Origin of the sequence: Micromonospora sp. D75 (assembly GCF_018070405.1) — a bacterium.
GTDB classification, from domain to species: Bacteria; Actinomycetota; Actinomycetes; order Mycobacteriales; family Micromonosporaceae; genus Micromonospora; species Micromonospora chalcea.
On record NZ_JAGPXV010000046.1, the window covers coordinates 1 to 17,596 of the forward strand.

Genomic DNA, 17,596 nt, shown 5'->3' on the forward strand with positions numbered 1-17,596 from the left:
GACCGACAGCGTCAGCTCCGGCAGCACCGCCCCGGCCGCGCGCACCACGCAGGTGTGCGTGTCGCCCCGCTCGGTGGCGGCGGCCACGTCGAACTCGCCACCGGTGTGCTCGGCGATCACCGCGAAGTCGAGCAGCCGGCAGGCGCCGCCCGAGGAGGCGGCCGCGACCGCGACCGGTGGGCGCGGCTCCGTCGGCACGTCGACCGTCGGGGCTTCCTCGGCGCAGCCGGCGGCGAGCAGGACGGCCGGCACGGCCAGCCAGATTCGGGCACGCACGGGAGACCTCCGCGGTCGGCGGCGGGTCCGACCCGCCGGAGTTCCGTCGGACACCGTACGGCGTGCCCGCGCGGGGACGGAAGCCCCTAATCGGTTACGTACGGACAGTGCCGACATCCTCGCCCGCAGCACGTCCCTCGCCGGGCCAGGAAGCCCGCGCTGAGCACGAACAGTCCGGTCTCCGGGTCCAGGTAGCCGGCCTCCCCGGCGGCCAGGGCGGCGGCGTGCACGGCCAGGATCCGGTCCCGCCCCGGGTGATCCGGCGACAGCCGCGACGGGTGCGGTTCGGTAAGCGGCCGGTCCGCCAGCTCGTCACGCACCGCTGAAGTGTAAGGAAGGGCCCCTGCTTAACGTTTTCTGCATAGGAGGGGCCCCCTTTTAACATCCCCCACGGATGGTCCGCTCGGCCAGCAGGAACGCCTGGGACTGCCGCTCCGTGGCGACCGGCGCGCGGACCAGCGTCGCCGAGACCGTGAACCCGGCCGTCGCGAGTTGCGCGGCCAGTCGTTCCGGCGGCAGCCAGTGCACGTCGTACGCGACGTCGTGGCCGTACGCCCGCTCCAGCCGTACGCACCGGTCACCGGCCTTGACCGCGAGGAGCAGGTGACCGCCCGGGGCGAGCGCCCGGTGGAAACCGGCGAACACCCCGGGCAGCAGCTCCGGTGGCAGGTGGATGATCGAGTACCAGGAGACCAGCCCGGCCAGCGAGGCGTCGGGCACGGTCAGCTCGGTCAGCGAGCCCACCTCGAAACGCAGCTCCGGGTACGCGCGGCGGGCCACCGCCACCATGCCGGGCGACAGGTCGACGCCGCCGATGTCCAGGCCGAGCCGGTGCAGGTGGGCGGTGACGCGACCGGTGCCGCAGCCCACTTCCAGCACCGGCCGGCCCGGCCCGACCGTCTCGGCGTACGCGGCCAGCAGCGCCCGGTCCAGCGGTGGTTCCACCACGTCGGGCAGCAGCCGCGCGTAGTCCTCGGCGACCGTGTCGTACGCGGCTCGCGTCTCCACCAGCCACCCGGGTTCGCTCACACCCACCTGCCCCACCCCTCGATCATGAAGTTGACGGTCGCCGCGTCGGCGTGTCGCACCGCCAACTTCATGATCACGCGCTCGGGGTTGGGGTGGGGGTGGGGAGCCAGGTGAGGGCCTGGCCGTGGCCTCTGGTCCAGGCCAGGGGGCGGCCGTCCAGGGCCAGCACGTTGTGGAAGCCTTCGGCGGGTGGCTCGGGCAGCGCCGCGTGCGGCAGCACGGACGGGTCCTCGTTGGCGATCCAGTGACCGGGCAGCGTCCGTACCAGCGCGGTGAACGCGTCCCGGCGCGCCTTCGGCACCTGGTAGAGCACCGAGCTGTGGAACACCACGAGCGTCGCCCCGGCCGGGGCCTGCTCGGCCAGCGCCGGCAGGTCGTCCACCAGGTCCCCGCGTACCAGCAGTGGCGGATCGGCCGCCGCGACCGCCGCCGCGACGCGCAGCCGGTCCCGGCGGTGCCGGTGCTCCGGCCAGATCAGCGCCTCCAGCCAGGCCCGGTCCGCCGGGTCGGTGACGTCGAGCGGGTTCACGTCCAGCCCGGCCCGCCACACCACCTCGGGCAGCCGCTGCGGCGGCTCGGTGCCGGTCAGGTCACAGTCGAGCAACGGCTCGCCGTCGCCGATCCGCCGATCGCCGTAGCGGTAGGCGTACCGGTCCGGGTAGAGGCACAGCCCGGCGGAGGCGCCGACCTCCAGCAACGCCAGCGGCTGCGGCAACGCGGCGAGCACCGGCAGCAGAGCCGCGCAGCGTCCCGCCTCGTTCGTCTGCGTCGCCCGCACCCGCATCTGCGCCGCCACGTCCGGCCAGTGCCCCATCACGTACGCGCGGAACGCCGCCGGGTCGTCCACCGGCCCGCCGCGCAGCCGCACCACCCCGAACAGCAGGTTCGGCTGACGCTTGGCCGGCGGCAGCGTGTCGAGCAGGGCGAGCAACTCCGGGTCACCGGCGACCACCCGCGACAACCGCTCGTACGCCGGGGACACGCCGCGCGTCTCACGCTCGGCGAAGACCCGATAGATGTCGGTCGTGCTCATCCCCCGAGCATTCCAGCTCGCGTACGCGATGGGCTGTGACAGTGGGCACCTACGGAAGTTTGGGCCGACGGGGACGAAGCCCTCGGGAGATCTCCTCCAGGTGCCGCTGTTGGTGCTCGCGCACCATGGCCTCCCAGACCTCCTGGTCAAAGTCCGGATCGAGCGGCACCCACCGGTGCGAGCCGTCGCAGTAGTGGAACCGTTCGTCGCCCGGCCGAATGACACTCATCGCACCCACCCGAGGAAGCGCTGATGCAACACCCCGGCCGGTACCCAGGTCAGATCCTCCGCCGCCCACACCAGATAGGACCCCATGTACAAGCTCAACGACACCGGCGCTCCGGCGAACTCGGCCCGCAGCTCGCGACGCCGCGTCGGGCAGGGCCACGGAGCGCCACACCCACCGCAGCTCCACACCGGAAGAACCGGCCCGTGGGTGGTCACCGGAGGCCGTCCAGGAAGCGCCGGGTGGCGGTCCGCGCCTGCCTGCGGGCCGCCCATTCGACCTGCTGACAGGGGTACGGGCACAGACGCGCCCACCATGCCCGGCACCCCGTGCAGAAGCCGTCGATGCCGGGTACGTGTACCGACAGGATCTGCCGGACCTGCGGCTCCGTCACGTCTGCTCCTCACCCGGCCAGTGGCCGCGACGGATCGGGATGCGATGGCGTGCGCGGCACGGCAGTTCCGCACCGCAGCGGCAGATCCACCGCCAGCGTCGCCAGGACCACACCGGACGGTGCCGCCGGGCGAGGGTCAGCGCGACCGCCAACACGTACTCCTCGTACGACACACGAGCACGCATGCCGCCTCCTACTTTGTTCATGCGCGGGTAATTTTGCGCGCGCATTTTCAGTCAGTCAACGATGTGCGCGCATGTCGTGCGGGCGTGTCGCGTGTCCACCGCACGCCGGCCGGCGGCACAATCACCGGCATGGAAAGTCCGACCTTCGTTCGCTTCCAGCTCGGGGCGCAGTTACGCAAAGCGCGAGAGCAGGCCGATGTCACCGCCGAGGAAGCAGCGGCGGCAATCGAGGTGACCGCGAGCACCCTGCGCCGCATCGAGGCCGGTCGGGTCGGTATCAAAGGCCCTGCGCTCAACGCGCTGCTTGATCGCTACGGCGTCACCGATGCCGAACTGCGCGACACGCTGCTGTCGATGGCGCGCACCGGGAAGCAGCGCGGCTGGTGGGCGAAATACGGGGATCTACCCTCGTCGTATCGGCAGTACATCGGATTGGAATCCGCAGCCGAGGAGGTGCAGACCTTCGAGACGCTTGTCGTGCCGGGCCTGCTCCAGACACCGGCATACTCGCGGGCGATGATGGCGGAGGATGCCTTCGAACCTTCACCCGAGGCGGTCGAGAGGCGAGTCGCCGTCCGGACGCACCGCCAGGAGCTGATCTCGTCGGGCAAGCTCCGCCTGGTAGCTGTACTGGACGAAGCAGTCCTGCACCGCCAGATCGGTGGTGCAGCCGTCATGGCCGACCAGCTCACCGCCTTGCTCGACGCCGGCAGCCGATGGAACGTCACGGTCCAGGTGATCCCGTTCCGGGAAGGTGCCTACGCTTCCATGCTGTCGAGCTTCCACATCCTCAACTTCGCTGACGGCCCCAGCGTGGTGTACATCGAGGGTTTGACGGGCGATCTCTACGCGGAGGGCGAGGATGTGCGCCGCTGTACGGTGGTGTTCAACAGCCTGCGCGCCGCGGCCCTGTCGCCAACCGACTCGGCGGCAATGATCAAAGCAATCCGAGGCGCGCTGCCCGTGGAGTAGGAGGCGGACGTGGACTCGCAGTGGCGCAAGAGCACCCGGAGCGGCACCAACGGAGCCTGCGTCGAAGCGAGATACGCCGACCAGGCAGTAGAAGTCCGCGACAGCAAGGATGTAGGCGGCGCGGTTCTACGCTTCAAGCGTCAGCCGTGGCAAGCGTTCCTCCGCACCCTGCGCTGAGCGCCCACCTCGGCGGTGCTCGTGCCAGGCGCTGGCAGGAAATGGAGGTGGCATGACAGACCGGATCGGCATCAAGTGGCGCAAATCGAGTCGCAGCGACAACAACGGCGGAGCGTGCGTTGAGATTGCCGCAGTCAACGGGAGCATCCTGATCCGCGACAGCAAGGATGCGTCCGGCCCGGTTCTGCGCTTTGGGCGTCAGCCGTGGCAGGTGTTCCTCCGTACCCTGCGCTGAGCCCGACTCGCCAAAGCACGCGCGAGCGCGGCAGGGGGGTCCTGCCGCGCTCGCGTCTTCGGTCGGTCGTCAGCTGCAGCCGCTGGTGGAGCCGCAGCCCTCGCAGACGTAGCAGCTACCGGCGGGCCGCATCTTCGTGCCGCAGGTGAAGCAGAGCGGCGCGTCGGCGGCCTTGCCGATCACGGCCTCCAGCAGCTCCGTGCTGGAACCCACCACCGGAGCGGGCTTGACCGCGGCGACGTCGGCCATCTCCTGCGCCGGCTGCGCGACCGGGCCGGTCTTCGGCTCCGGCGCCTCGACCGGGGCGGAGGCGGCCATCGCGGTGAGGTCCGCACCGCTCGCCTCCGCCTCCGCCTCGGCCGCGAGCTGGGCGGCCCGCTCCTTGGCGGTGAAGATGCCCAGCTCGGCGCGGCGGTCGTACGGCAGGAAGTCCAGCGCCAGGCGACGGAAGATGTAGTCCATCACCGAGGCGGCCATCCGCACGTCCGGGTCGTCGGTCATGCCGGCCGGCTCGAAGCGCATGTTGGTGAACTTGCTGACGTACGTCTCCAGCGGGACGCCGTACTGGAGACCGATGGAGATGGCCACCGAGAAGGCGTCCATCACGCCGGCCAGGGTCGAGCCCTGCTTCGACATCTTGAGGAAGACCTCGCCGAGACCGTCGTCCGGGTACGACGAGGCGGTGAGGTAGCCCTCCGCGCCGCCGACCGAGAAGGAGATGGTCTCCGACGGGCGCTTCTTCGGCAGCCGCTTGCGCACCGGGCGGTACTCGACGACCTTCTCCACGACCTTCTCCGGCTCGGCGGCCGGGGCCTGGGTCTCGACGGTGCTCTTGTTCTTCTTCGCCGCCGACAGCGGCTGGCCGACCTTGCAGTTGTCCCGGTAGATCGCCAGCGCCTTGAGGCCGAGCTTCCAGCCCTCGAAGTAGATCTTCTCGACGTCCTCGACGGTGGCCTGCTCCGGCATGTTGACCGTCTTGGAGATGGCGCCGGAGATGAACGGCTGGACGGCCGCCATCATCCGCACGTGGCCCATCGGCGCGATCGAGCGCTCGCCCATGGCGCAGTCGAAGACCGGGTAGTGCTCCGGCTTGAGGCCCGGGGCGTCCACCACGTGGCCGTGGTCGGCGATGTGCTCGACGATCGCCTCGACCTGCTCCTCGGGGTAGCCGAGGCTGCGCAGGGCGCGCGGCACGGTCTGGTTGACGATCTGCATCGAGCCGCCACCGACCAGCTTCTTGAACTTCACCAACGCCAGGTCCGGCTCGACGCCGGTGGTGTCGCAGTCCATCATCAGGCCGATGGTGCCGGTCGGGGCGAGCACGCTGGCCTGCGAGTTGCGCCAGCCGTGCTTGTCACCGAGCTTGTTGCCCAGCGTCCACTGCTTGGTCGCCTCGCGCTGCACGGCGGTGCCCACGGTGCCGGTCGGCTTGATCGCGTCGTTGGCGGCGGCGTGCTTGCGCATGACCCGCTTGTGCGGCTCGGCGTTGCGGGCGTAGCCGTCGTACGGGCCGACGATGCCGGCCAGTTCGGCGGACCGGCGGTAGGCGGTGCCGGTCATCAGCGAGGTGATCGCGGCGGACACCTCCCGGCCCTGCTCCGAGTCGTACGGCAGGCCGGAGGCCATCAGCAGCGCGCCCAGGTTGGCGTACCCGATGCCGAGCTGCCGGTAGGCGCGGGTGGTCTCACCGATCTTCTCGGTCGGGAAGTCGGCGAAGCAGATCGAGATGTCCATCGCGGTGATGACGAACTCGACCGACTTGACGAACTTCTCCACCTCGAAGCCGCCGTCGGCGCGCAGGAACTTCATCAGGTTCAGCGAGGCCAGGTTGCACGAGGAGTTGTCCAGGTGCAGGTACTCCGAGCACGGGTTCGACGCGGTGATCCGCCCGGTCTCCGGGCAGGTGTGCCAGTCGTTGATGGTGTCGTCGTACTGCAGGCCCGGGTCGGCGCACTCCCACGCGGCCTGGGAGATGGTGCGGAACAGCTTCTTCGCGTCGATCGTCTCGATGGTCTGCCCGTCGAGCCGGCCGCGCAGGTCGAAGCCGCCACCGTTCTCCACGGCGGTCATGAACTCGTCGGAGACGCGGACCGAGTTGTTGGCGTTCTGGTACTGCACGCTGACGATGTCGGCGCCGCCCAGGTCCATGTCGAACCCGGCGTCGCGCAGCGCGCGGATCTTGTCCTCCTCGCGCGCCTTGGTCGCCACGAACTCCTCGATGTCCGGGTGGTCGACGTCGAGGATGACCATCTTGGCCGCGCGCCGGGTGGCGCCGCCGGACTTGATGGTGCCGGCGGAGGCGTCCGCGCCGCGCATGAAGCTGACCGGGCCGGAGGCGGTGCCGCCGGAGGAGAGCAGTTCCTTCGAGGAACGGATGCGGGACAGGTTCACCCCGGCGCCCGAGCCGCCCTGGAAGATCCGCCCCTCCTCCTTGTACCAGTCGAGGATGGAGTCCATCGAGTCGTCGACCGACAGGATGAAGCAGGCGCTGACCTGCTGCGGCGACGGCGTGCCGACGTTGAACCACACCGGCGAGTTGAAGCTGAACACCTGGTGCAGCAGCATCCAGGTCAGCTCGTGCGCGAACACCTCGGCGTCGGCCGGGGTGGCGAAGTAGCCGTACTCCTCACCGGCGGTGCGGTAGGTGTCGACCACCCGGTCGATCAGCTGCCGCAGCGACCACTCCCGCTCCGGGGTCCCCACCGCGCCCCGGAAGTACTTGGTGGTCACGATGTTCGCCGCGTTCACCGACCAGGACTCGGGGAACTCCACCCCGCGCTGCTCGAAGTTGATCGAGCCGTCCCGCCAGTTCGTCATGACGACGTCGCGGCGCTCCCAGGTGACCTCGTCGTAGGGATGCACCCCCTCGGTCGTCCAGACGCGCTCGATCTTCAGCCCCGCCCCGGCCTTGTTCCGTGACCTGCTGGTCGTCACGCCCTCGCCCCCCTCGTCGGCACGGTCACCCACCGCGCCTCGTGTACCTGTCAGAAACCCGAAAATGTCAGCTGATCGCGCCGGCGGCGTCCGCCGCACCGGCACCGGCGCCCTCCCGGGCGCGCGCGGCGGCCCGCAGCGTCTCGATCTCCCGCTCGAAGTCGGCGAGCGAGTCGAAGGACCGGTAGACGCTGGCGAACCGCATGTAGGCCACCTCGTCGAGGTCGCGCAACGGGCCGAGGATGGCCAGGCCCACCTCGTGGCTGGGGATCTCGGCCGCCCCCTTGGCCCGTACGGTCTCCTCGACCTTCTGTGCCAGCAGCGCGATCGAGTCGTCGTCGACCGGCCGCCCCTGGCACGCCTTGCGCACCCCGCCGATGATCTTCGTACGGCTGAACGGCTCGGTCACCCCGCTGCGCTTGACCACCGCGAGCACCGCCTCCTCGACGGTGGTGAACCGTTTGCCGCACTCCGGGCAGGACCGCCGCCGCCGGATGAGCTGGCCGTCGTCGGCCTCCCGCGAGTCGACCACCCGGGAGTCGGCGTGCCGGCAGTACGGACAGCGCATGGGCCCGACCTCCTGGCGTCGATCGCGGGCACACCTACCGGCTCCCGGGCACACGTCGGCACGGCGGAGTCATCGTCCGATGACCGTCGCCGGATGCGCGGTGCGGGAGTGCGTTCGGTAGTTGAACCCAACCTGTGGGCGACTTACGCCCGTGTGACTACTACATCTAGGGGTCGACCGTATGCCGAACCCCAAGCGAGGTCAAGTTGGCGGGCGTGTCCGGCGCGTCATCAGAATCACGGTCGGCCCGACCCCGCCGAGGAGCCCAACGGACGGCCTCCCGCGCTGGACACGGCCCGCCGCAATGGAACATCTGTACGAGCGGCGTACCCTTCTATCAGAACAACAGTTCGGAAATCCAGGAATTCGGCACGACACGCCGACAGCAGGTCGTACAGATGTTTGAAAATGACCGATCTCACCTATACGGTCAGACCACACGCACCACGAGCCGACGAGGCACCCCAGCGCCGACCAGGGAGGGACGGACGTGACCGAGGACCGGGCCAGCCGGCAGAAGAACCCGCAGCCGAACGACGGGGCGGGTCCTCCGGCGACCCGCCGCCCCCGCGCCGCCCGCAGCCGCACCGCCCCGGCGGCGGTACGCCCGGTCACGCCGGTGGTGAGCAGCTTCCCCGACCCGACGAGCGTCGACCTGACCGCCCGGCAGCGGCGGATCCTGGAGTTCATCCGCACCTGGGTCGAGCGGCACGGCTACCCGCCGAGCGTGCGCGAGATCGGTGAGGCGGTCGGCCTGGTCTCCCCGTCCAGCGTCGCCTACCAGCTCAAGGAGTTGGAGAAGAAGGGCTTCCTGCGCCGCGACCCGAACCGGCCACGCGCCGTCGACGTCCGGGCCCCGGGCGAGGCCGACGACGAGGCCGCCCGCGCGCAGCGCCCCACCCCGGCGTACGTGCCGATGCTGGGTCGCATCGCCGCCGGTGGGCCGATCCTGGCCGAGCAGGCGGTGGAGGACATCTTCCCCCTCCCCCGCGAGCTGGTCGGCGAGGGCGAGGTCTTCATGCTCCAGGTCAAGGGCGACTCGATGCTCGACGCGGCGATCTGCGACGGCGACTGGGTGGTCGTCCGGCAGCAGCCCAACGCCGAGGTCGGCGACATCGTCGCCGCGATGCTCGACGGCGAGGCGACGGTCAAGACCTACCGGCGGCGGGACGGGCACGTCTGGCTGATGCCGCAGAACCCGGCCTTCGACCCGATCCCCGGCGACGACGCCACCATCATGGGTCGCGTGGTGGCGGTGCTGCGCCGCATCTGACCCCACAGCAGCGGAAAGGGGGTGACCGTCGCGGTCACCCCCTTTTCCGTGTCGTCTCAGTAGCGGTCGCCCCGGTACTCCCGGCCACCACCGGACACCGGGCCGTACTGACCCCGATCGTCGTAGCCGTCGTCGCGGCGCGCGCCACGCGGGTCCTGGCCGCGACGCGGCGGCTCGGCCCGGCCGCCGCCTCCGCGCGGCCCGCCACCGGGCTGCCCGCGGTAACCGGGCCCGCCCGGGCCGCCACCCTGACCGCCACGACCCGAACCGCCCTGGCCGCCGCCGCCCTGGCCACCGCCGTAGACACCGCCACCGCGACCTCCGCCGCCGGCCGGGGCGCCACCGCCGTACACCCCACCACCCTGCGGACGGGTGCCGCCCGGGGGACGGCCACCGCCCTGGCCACGGCCGCCCTCCTGAGGGCCGCCGCCGTACACGCCGCCACCCGGCCGGCCACCGCCGTAGACGCCGCCCGAGGGCGGACGGTCGCCGTTCGCCGCGCCACCGTAGACGCCGCCCTGGCCCCCGCCGTAGACCCCGCCGCGCGGTGCCTCCGGCCGTTCCGCCGACGGGAACCCGCCGTTCACCGGGAACTCGCCGCTGCGCTCCGGCTCCTCGGCCCGCGGCGCGGGCTTGCGCCGCGACCGCAGGATCCCGAAGACGCCCGCGCCGACCAGGAGCGCGCCGATCACCCCGACCGCCGCGATCAGGTACGTGATCTCGTCGAGTGAGAGCCCTTCGAGCCAGGACTTCTCGGCGGCCGCCTTCGTCTCGGCCTTGCCGCCGTTCGGGAGCGCCTCCGCGCCACTGGTGGACGGCGTGTAGCTGAGAATGTCGATCGGATCCGAGTCGTCCAGCGTCCCGCCGTCGGAGACGGTGACGAACAACTTGCCGTCGGGCGTGTACGAGATCGCCTCGCCGAACGGGTCGGCCAGCGGGGTGATCCGGGGCTTACCTGTGGTCAGCGCCTTGACGATGTCGCCGCCGGACACGTCGAACTCGAACGCGTCGGCGTACGTGCGCAGCACGACCTTGCTGCCGTCGGGTGAACGGGCCGCGCCGGTCACCAGCGCTCGCCCGGGCGACCCGAGCTTGTTCTCGGTGTCGGTCTTCGGCAGCGTGACCTCGCCGACCTTCTTCATCGGGATCGGCTCGGGGTCGCCGGCGGTCTTCAGCTTCACCGTCGGCGTGAAGATCTCCGACTTGCCGGACAGGTCCTTGGTGATCACCAGCGGCATGTTGTCGTCGCCGACGAGCAGGGCCTCCGCGTCGTGCGGCTCCTTGCCCGGGTAGCTGAGCCGGTGCAGCACGGGCTGCTTCGCGCCGCTGAGCGGCATCGTCCAGACCGCGACCCGCTCCCGGCGGGTCTTCTTCTCCACGTTGTCGCCGGTGTCGGCGATCCAGAGGGTCTTGCGGTCCGGGCCGAGCGCCAGGTCCTCCGTGTCGAAGGGCCCGTCACCGGAGTACCGGACCTCCTTCTCGACCTTGCACTTGGCGTCCAGGTAGAAGACCCGCTTGCGGCTGGGGTCGTCGGTGCCGTCGTTGATCACGACGTACCCGCTGCTGGTGGCGATCAGGCCGGACAGCTCACGGAGGCGGTTGTCCTCGACCGTGCACTTCTTCTTGGGAGCCGCGGCCAGCACGGGGGCCGCGGCGGGAGCCGCCGGGGCCGGCCCGGCCGGCGCCACGACCGCGCCGACCAGGCCGAGCGCGAGCGTGACCGAGGAGACAACGTGCCGCATGACGCTCAGTGTCGCACGACGCGGGTTTCCGGCGGGTGACGCCGGACGGCTCACCGTCCGGCGCCCACCCGCTCGTCGCTGGTCAGCCGATCCCCCGCCCGGTAGGGCGCGAGCTCGGCGGCGAGCCCCTGGCCCACCCGTACGTGCAGCAGCGTGCCCTCGGGCAGGTGAGCGGTGCTGAGCACCTCACCCTGCCGGTGCGCCCGGGCGACCAGGTCACCCCGGTCGTACGGGAGCACGACGCGCACCTCGACGGCCGGCCGGGGCAGCCGGCGCTCGACCGCCTCGCGCAGCTCGTCGATCCCGCGGCCACTGTGCGCGGAGACGAACACGGCGTCCGGCCACAGCCGCTTGAGCCGCAGCATCGTCTCCTCGTCGGTGGCGTCGGTCTTGTTCACCACCAGGAGCTCCGGCAGCCGGTCGGCGCCCACCTCGGCGAGCACCTCGCGTACCGCCCGGACCTGCTCCTCCGGGTCCGGGTGGGTGCCGTCGACCACGTGCACGACCAGGTCCGCGTCGGCGACCTCCTCCAGCGTCGAGCGGAACGCCTCAACGATCTGGTGCGGCAGGTGCCGGACGAAGCCGACCGTGTCGGACAGCGTGTAGAGCCGCCCGTCGGACGTGGTGGCGCGGCGGGTGGTCGGGTCCAGCGTGGCGAACAGCGCGTTCTCCACCAGCACGCCCGCCCCGGTGAGGCGGTTGAGCAGGCTGGACTTGCCGGCGTTGGTGTAGCCGGCGATGGCCACCGCCGGCACCGCGTTACGGGTGCGCCGGGAGCGCTTGGTCTGGCGTACCGTCGCCATGCTCTTGATCTCGCGGCGCAGCCGCGCGATGCGGTGGCGGATACGCCGACGGTCGGTCTCCAGCTTGGTCTCACCGGGACCGCGCAGGCCCACGCCGCCGCCGGCGCCACCGCCGCGACCGCTACCGCCGGTCTGCCGGGACAGCGTCTCGCCCCAACCGCGCAGGCGCGGCAGCAGGTATTCGAGCTGGGCCAGCTCGACCTGCGCCTTGCCCTCCTTGCTCTTGGCGTGCTGGGCGAAGATGTCGAGGATCAGGGCGGTCCGGTCGACCACCTTGACCTTGGTGCGCTGCTCCAGGTTGCGCAGCTGCGACGGCGACAGCTCACCGTCGCAGATGATGGTGTCGGCGCCGGTGGACAGCACCACCGCGCCCAGGTCGTCGACCTTGCCGCGACCGATGTACGTGGCCGGGTCGGGCCGGTGCCGGCGCTGGATCAGCCCTTCGAGCACCTGCGAGCCGGCCGTCTCGGCCAGCGCCGCCAGTTCGGTGAGGCTGTTGTCGGCGTCGGTCTGGGTGCCCTCGGTCCAGACGCCGACCAGGACGACCCGCTCCAGCCGCAGCTGGCGGTATTCGACCTCGGTGATGTCTGTGAGTTCGGTGGAGAGGCCGGGGACCCGCCGCAGCGCCTGCCGCTCCGACAGCTCGTACTCGCCCGTGGTGGCCTCGAGCTCGTCGTCGGTGTAGGGATGGAAGGTCTCCTGCTCGCGCAAACTGCGTCTCCTGTCCGTTATGTGCATCGCCGAGAATTTTCGGCGCGTGACAGCAATCCTGACATGTGACAACGCCCGGCGCACCTGCCTTATGCCCGTGACGCTACTGACCGGTAGCGGGGGCGGATGCCGGGCGACCTGCGCGGGCGAGTAGAAATGCCAGTCGAGCCGCTCAGCGCCGACGGAGGAGTTTCTCGTGGCCAACACACGACTGCCGAGTGCCGGATTCTCCATCACCATCCGGATCGCGGTACCCGCCGACGCCTCCTCCATCGGCCGGCTCACCACCGCCGCCGGCGAGGCCGGGGCCATCGTCACCGCGCTGGACGTGGTCGACTCCGACCCCGCGCACGTGATCGTCGACCTCACCTGCGACACCGCCGACGCCGGGCACGCCGACCAGGTCGTCGACGCGCTCACCGCGCTCGACGGGGTGGACGTCCGCAAGGTCTCCGACCGCACGTTCCTGCTGCACCTCGGCGGCAAGATCGAGGTGACCCCGAAGGTCGCGCTGCGTACCCGCGACGAGCTGTCCCGCGCGTACACCCCGGGCGTGGCCCGGGTCTGCATGGCCATCGCGGAGAACCCGGCCGACGCGCGCCGGCTCACCATCAAGCGCAACACCGTCGCCGTGGTCAGCGACGGCACCGCCGTGCTCGGCCTGGGCAACCTCGGCCCGGCCGCGTCGCTGCCGGTGATGGAGGGCAAGGCCGCCCTGTTCAAGCGCTTCGGCGGGGTGGACGCCTGGCCGGTGGTGCTGGACACCCAGGACACCGACGAGATCGTGGCGATCGTCAAGGCGATCGCGCCCGCGTACGGCGGCATCAACCTGGAGGACATCGCCGCGCCGCGCTGCTTCGAGATCGAGGCCCGGCTGCGCGAGGCGCTGGACATCCCGGTCTTCCACGACGACCAGCACGGCACCGCGATCTGCGTGCTGGCCGCGCTGACGAACGCGCTGCGCGTCGTGGGCAAGCAGCTCGCGGACGTCCGGGTCGTGGTCTCCGGCGCCGGCGCGGCCGGCACCGCGATCATGAAGCTGCTGCTGCGCCAGGGCGTGGGCGACATCATCGCGTACGACCGCCAGGGCGCCCTGCACCGCGGCCTGCCGGACCTCAACCCGGCCTGGCAGTGGCTGGCCGAGAACACCAACAAGGAGAACTACTCCGGTGACCTGGCCGGTGCGGTACGCGGCGCGGACGTGTTCATCGGCGTGAGCGCGCCGAACCTGCTCACCGGCGAGGACGTCGCCGCCATGGCGAAGGACTCGATCGTCTTCGCGCTGGCGAACCCCGACCCGGAGGTGGACCCGCGCGAGGCGCGCAAGTACGCCGCCGTGGTCGCCACCGGCCGCTCCGACCAGCCCAACCAGATCAACAACGTGCTCGCCTTCCCCGGCGTGTTCCGCGGCATGCTCGACGCGCACGCCGAGGAGTTCACCGAGGAGATGGCGCTCGCCGCCGCCCGGGCCATCGCGGACGTGGTCGGCGAAGACAAGATCAACCCAACGGTGATCGTGCCGAGCGTCTTCGACTCCCGGGTCGCCCCGGCGGTGGCCGCCGCGGTGCGGGCCGCCGCCCAGAACCCGGCCGCCACGCCGGCGCCGGCGGCCGACCCGGGCCCGGCGGACCTGCCCGAGATCGCCGCCAACGCCAGCGCCACCCCCTGACGCGTTCCTCCCGCTCGCGGCGCCCTCTCGCAGGGCAGCGCCTCCTCGCGGGACAGCGCCTCCTCGCAGGGCAGCGCCTCCTCGCGGGGCACGCCCCTGCCCGGTCGGAGACACGAGCGCGCGTGTTCCGGGCACGCGCACGGCTTCTGGGTGCACGTGCCGATTCGGGCACACCAGCAGCTTCCGGGACAGGGGCGTGGCTTCCACCGCACGCGAGTTGCCCGGCTCAGACGCTCTTCTCAGCACACGCGCGCACTTCTTCGGCTACGCACGCCACCCGCACCCGCGTGGACGCGCGTCGCCCGACGCGCGTCCACGCGAGATCTTGGAAGGAAAGGGCTCTCATAGGGGCCAGAGGGACCCTAATCCTCCAAGATCCACAACAGCGCCCCACCCCGAGGGGAGCAAGTCGGACAAATGCCCCCTCACCCCGGCTTGCTCGACTCCACTTCCCCGAAGTGGCGGCATCATCGCCCTTGATCAACACCAGTTCCCCGAAGTGGTGCCATCAGAGGCTCCGCGACACCACCACTTCGGCGAGCCGGTGTTGATCATGCCGGGCGGCAGCGCGCCAGGGCGGGATGGTACGGACAAGGCCCCGCGTGCCAGGGCCGCGAACACCCCAAGTTGACCAAGGAGTTCGTGTCACTGGGACGCCGGAAATCCCCCGCAAACTCCTTGATCAACCGCGAAGGGGGGCGCCGCAGACGGAGAGGGCGCGGTCAGGGGGTCAGGGCGGACGGGGTCAGGGTGCCGGTCGCCACCAGGACCGCCGGGCCCGACAGCCAGCAGGAGTCGGCTGTCACCGTGACCGTCAGGCGTCCGCCCGGTACGTCCACCGCCACCGTGCCGGTGTCGAGCCCCGCGTCGCGCAACGCCACCGCGCCGACCGCGCACGCGCCGGTGCCGCAGGACAGTGTCTCGGCCGAGCCGCGCTCGTAGACCCGCATCAGCACGTGCGCGTCGGCGCCGGTCACCGGCTCGCCGGGCGTGGTGAACTCCACGTTCACCCCGGCCGGGAAGGTCCCGGCGTCCACCTCGGGCGCGCGGGTCAGGTCGAGGCCCGTCAGCTCCAGCGCGGCGGGCAGCGCGCACACCAGGTGCGGGTTGCCGACGTCCACCGCGGCACCGGGCAGCGTCAGCCCGCCGAGCGTGGCGGTCGCCGTGTCGTACAGCCGGGGGCGGCGCATCTCGACCGCCACGTCCGCGCCCTCGACCCGGGCCCGCACCAGACCGGCGCGGGTGGCGATGGGCAGCGTCCCGCCCGACGAGGACGAGGACGACGAGGACGACGAGGACGAGGCGGCGGCCAGCGAACGGTCCAGCAGGTAGCGGACGAACACGCGGGCCCCGTTGCCGCACATCTCGGCGAACGAGCCGTCGGAGTTCCAGTAGTCCATGAACCACTCGGCCTCACCGGCGAGCGCGACGCCCTCGGGGTGCTTGGCGGCGCGTACGACGCGCAGCACGCCATCGCCGCCGAGGCCGCGCCGCCTGTCGCAGAGCGCGGCCACCAGGCCGGGTGTCAGGTCGAGGGTGCCGTCCGGGTCGGGCAGGATGACGAAGTCGTTGCCGGTGCCGTGACCCTTTGTGAACTCCACGCCCCCATCATGGCCGATGCTCGGCGACCACCCGCAGGGCAGTGTCGAGAAACGTGGGCGACGCCGAGTCCAGCCAGTGCACGCGCGGGTCGCGCCGGAACCAGGAGCGCTGCCGGCGGACGAACCGGCGGGTCGCGCGGACGGTCTCCTCGTGCGCTTCGGCCTCGGTCAGCTCCCCGGCCAGGAACCGCAGCACCTGCTGGTAGCCGAGCGCCCGGCTGGCCGTACGCCCCTCGGGCAGCCCTTCGCCGACCAGCGCCCGCACCTCGTCGACCAGGCCGTCGGCCCACATCCGGTCCACCCGCAGCGCGATCCGCTCGTCCAGCGACGCGGTGTCCAGGTCGACGCCGAGCTGCACCGACGGGTAGTACGGCGTGGGCGACGGCAGCGACGCGGTGAACGGCGCGCCGGTCAGCTCGATCACCTCCAGCGCCCGCACGATCCGCCGTCCGTTCGTGGGCAGGATGCTCGCCGCCGCCCCCGGGTCCGCCTCGGCCAGCCGCGCGTGCAGCGGCAGCGGGCCGACAGCGGCCAGCTCCGCCTCCAGCCGCTGCCGCAGCGCCGGGTCGGTGCCGGGGAACTCGAACTGTTCGAGCACCGCCCGCACGTACAGCCCGGAGCCGCCGACCAGCAGCGGCACCCGCCCCCGGGCCAGGATGTCGTCGACGGCAGCGCGGGCCAGCGCCTGGTACTCCGCGACGCTCGCCGGCTCGGTCACCGGCCAGATGTCCAGCAGGTGATGCGGCACACCCTCGCGTTCGGCCGGCGTCAGCTTCGCGGTGCCGATGTCCATGCCCCGGTAGAGCTGCATCGAGTCGGCGTTGACCACCTCGCCGCCGAGCGCGTGCGCCAGCGCGATGCTCAGCGCCGACTTCCCGGCCGCGGTCGGCCCGACCACCGCCACGACGGTCATGCCCGCTCCCAGTTCGCCACGAAGTAGGCCACGCCGTAGGGCGCGTCCTGGTAGCTGACGTCACCACGCCAGTCGCCGCCCGCCGCCCGGGCCGCTCCGGCCAGCACCTGCCACGGCGCGCGCCCGGCAACCCGCAGCTGCGCCGACAGCACCGGGTCCAGGTCGCGCAGCGCCGCCGTGTCCGCGTCGGCCAGGGCAACCGCAACCCCTTCGTCGTACGCCTCGGCGCGCGGATCGTCGTACCCCGGCGCCTTGACGCCGCGGCAGGCGGACCCGTCACCGAGCACGAGCAGCGCGACCCGCGGATCGTCGTCGGCGATCAGGCTCGCGCCGAACGCCGCGCACTGCGCCGGTGTGGCGTCGTGGGCCACCGACCGGGCCAGGCGGGGCAGCTCGGTGCCGGAACGGTTGAGCAGCCAGGCGCCGACGGTCAGGCTCAGCGGCAGGCGCTCCGCGCCGGAGCAGGAGATCTTCCACAGCCGCACCGGCCGGTCCAGCCCGAAGCCGCGCAGGGAACCCCAGTCGGCGGCGTTGAACCGGACGGTCTCCGGCCCTGCTCCGACGAGCAGGACCGCCTCGGGCCCGGCGGCGAGCAGCCGTGCGACAGCGGCGTCGGCGGCGGCGCGCAGGTCGTCCAGCTCGGGCGCGGCGGCGCCGGCCAGCTCGGGCACGATAAGCGGCGGATGGGGGCAGACTGCGGCGGCGACCAGTGGCACGCCCCCAAACCTATCGGGATCCGCCGGTGCGTCCCCGCGCCGATCCGGTCATCGAGGGCGTACGACACCGTATGGTCACGGTCGACGGCAGGCGCTCGACACGGACCGGGTCGGACCTGTGACAATGCCGGGAGAAAGT

At 71.7% G+C, this 17,596-nt stretch carries 18 protein-coding genes and 1 pseudogene; 5 read left to right on the forward strand and 14 right to left on the reverse strand.

The genetic code is table 11. The features are described 5' to 3' along the window. The 7 genes and pseudogenes from KBX39_RS04990 to KBX39_RS05020 form a co-directional block, all read right to left on the reverse strand. Nucleotides 1–276, reverse strand: a pseudogene (locus tag KBX39_RS04990) (hypothetical protein); the annotation flags it as partial. An 86-nt stretch (nt 277–362) separates the two neighbouring features. Next, nucleotides 363–596 carry a DUF5522 domain-containing protein gene (locus tag KBX39_RS04995; RefSeq protein ID WP_069089357.1) on the reverse strand — a complete coding sequence of 78 codons (234 nt, stop codon included), beginning with the start codon at nt 594–596 and terminating at the stop codon, nt 363–365. A 58-nt stretch (nt 597–654) separates the two neighbouring features. Then, nucleotides 655–1,305 (reverse strand): class I SAM-dependent methyltransferase, encoded by a 651-nt coding sequence (locus KBX39_RS05000; RefSeq protein ID WP_064447126.1) that lies wholly within the window; start codon nt 1,303–1,305, stop codon nt 655–657. A 73-nt stretch (nt 1,306–1,378) separates the two neighbouring features. Further along, entirely contained in the window at nt 1,379–2,338 is a 960-nt protein-coding gene (locus KBX39_RS05005; protein WP_210869368.1) for a DUF2332 domain-containing protein, read from the reverse strand. A 49-nt stretch (nt 2,339–2,387) separates the two neighbouring features. Further along, nucleotides 2,388–2,567, reverse strand: a complete 180-nt coding sequence (locus tag KBX39_RS05010) for a hypothetical protein (protein WP_064447124.1) — start codon at nt 2,565–2,567, stop codon at nt 2,388–2,390. A 211-nt stretch (nt 2,568–2,778) separates the two neighbouring features. Then, entirely contained in the window at nt 2,779–2,958 is a 180-nt protein-coding gene (locus tag KBX39_RS05015; RefSeq protein ID WP_047891714.1) for a hypothetical protein, read from the reverse strand. Then, entirely contained in the window at nt 2,955–3,143 is a 189-nt protein-coding gene (locus KBX39_RS05020) for a hypothetical protein (RefSeq protein ID WP_064447123.1), read from the reverse strand. Before KBX39_RS05020 ends, KBX39_RS05015 begins: the two co-directional genes overlap by 4 nt. Nucleotides 3,144–3,272: 129 nt before the next feature. Between KBX39_RS05020 and KBX39_RS05025 the strand changes: the two genes are divergently transcribed. From KBX39_RS05025 to KBX39_RS05035, 3 genes are read left to right on the forward strand one after another with little or no spacing between them, the layout of a single operon-like run. After that, a complete protein-coding gene (locus KBX39_RS05025; protein ID WP_047891729.1) occupies nt 3,273–4,115 on the forward strand; it encodes a helix-turn-helix transcriptional regulator in 843 nt (280 codons plus the stop codon). 9 nt (nt 4,116–4,124) lie between these two features. Beyond that, complete coding sequence (locus KBX39_RS05030) at nt 4,125–4,292, forward strand: DUF397 domain-containing protein (RefSeq protein ID WP_210869370.1); 168 nt, start codon at nt 4,125–4,127, stop codon at nt 4,290–4,292. A gap of 52 nt (nt 4,293–4,344) precedes the next feature. Beyond that, nucleotides 4,345–4,527, forward strand: coding sequence for a DUF397 domain-containing protein (locus tag KBX39_RS05035; protein WP_082931023.1), 183 nt, complete (start codon nt 4,345–4,347; stop codon nt 4,525–4,527). A 69-nt stretch (nt 4,528–4,596) separates the two neighbouring features. Here the strand turns inward: KBX39_RS05035 and KBX39_RS05040 are convergent, their stop codons facing one another. Further along, entirely contained in the window at nt 4,597–7,494 is a 2,898-nt protein-coding gene (locus tag KBX39_RS05040) for a vitamin B12-dependent ribonucleotide reductase (protein WP_043325710.1), read from the reverse strand. A 34-nt stretch (nt 7,495–7,528) separates the two neighbouring features. Further along, on the reverse strand, nt 7,529–8,029 hold the full coding sequence (nrdR, locus tag KBX39_RS05045; protein WP_013284751.1) for a transcriptional regulator NrdR: 501 nt from the start codon (nt 8,027–8,029) through the stop codon (nt 7,529–7,531). Between the two features lie 490 nt (nt 8,030–8,519). Between nrdR and lexA the strand changes: the two genes are divergently transcribed. Further along, nucleotides 8,520–9,302, forward strand: coding sequence for a transcriptional repressor LexA (lexA, locus tag KBX39_RS05050; RefSeq protein WP_043325711.1), 783 nt, complete (start codon nt 8,520–8,522; stop codon nt 9,300–9,302). Nucleotides 9,303–9,358: 56 nt separating this feature from the next. Here the strand turns inward: lexA and KBX39_RS05055 are convergent, their stop codons facing one another. After that, the gene (locus tag KBX39_RS05055; protein ID WP_210869372.1) at nt 9,359–11,044 is read right to left on the reverse strand and encodes a hypothetical protein; all 1,686 of its coding nucleotides are present in this window, start codon (nt 11,042–11,044) and stop codon (nt 9,359–9,361) included. A gap of 50 nt (nt 11,045–11,094) precedes the next feature. After that, complete coding sequence (hflX, locus tag KBX39_RS05060) at nt 11,095–12,585, reverse strand: GTPase HflX (RefSeq protein WP_231915529.1); 1,491 nt, start codon at nt 12,583–12,585, stop codon at nt 11,095–11,097. Between the two features lie 169 nt (nt 12,586–12,754). Here hflX and KBX39_RS05065 point away from each other — a divergent pair, with 169 nt between their 5' ends. Continuing rightward, nucleotides 12,755–14,227, forward strand: a complete 1,473-nt coding sequence (locus KBX39_RS05065) for an NAD-dependent malic enzyme (RefSeq protein ID WP_013284747.1) — start codon at nt 12,755–12,757, stop codon at nt 14,225–14,227. A gap of 722 nt (nt 14,228–14,949) precedes the next feature. Here the strand turns inward: KBX39_RS05065 and dapF are convergent. The 3 genes from dapF to KBX39_RS05080 are packed head-to-tail and all read right to left on the reverse strand — an operon-like array spanning nt 14,950 to nt 17,457. Further along, nucleotides 14,950–15,828 (reverse strand): diaminopimelate epimerase, encoded by an 879-nt coding sequence (gene dapF / locus KBX39_RS05070; protein ID WP_113971754.1) that lies wholly within the window; start codon nt 15,826–15,828, stop codon nt 14,950–14,952. 7 nt (nt 15,829–15,835) lie between these two features. Continuing rightward, nucleotides 15,836–16,741 carry a tRNA (adenosine(37)-N6)-dimethylallyltransferase MiaA gene (gene miaA, locus KBX39_RS05075; RefSeq protein WP_209960457.1) on the reverse strand — a complete coding sequence of 302 codons (906 nt, stop codon included), beginning with the start codon at nt 16,739–16,741 and terminating at the stop codon, nt 15,836–15,838. Then, nucleotides 16,738–17,457 (reverse strand): hypothetical protein, encoded by a 720-nt coding sequence (locus tag KBX39_RS05080; protein WP_209960455.1) that lies wholly within the window; start codon nt 17,455–17,457, stop codon nt 16,738–16,740. The genes miaA and KBX39_RS05080 overlap by 4 nt, the downstream gene beginning before the upstream one ends. Nucleotides 17,458–17,596 lie beyond the last annotated feature (139 nt).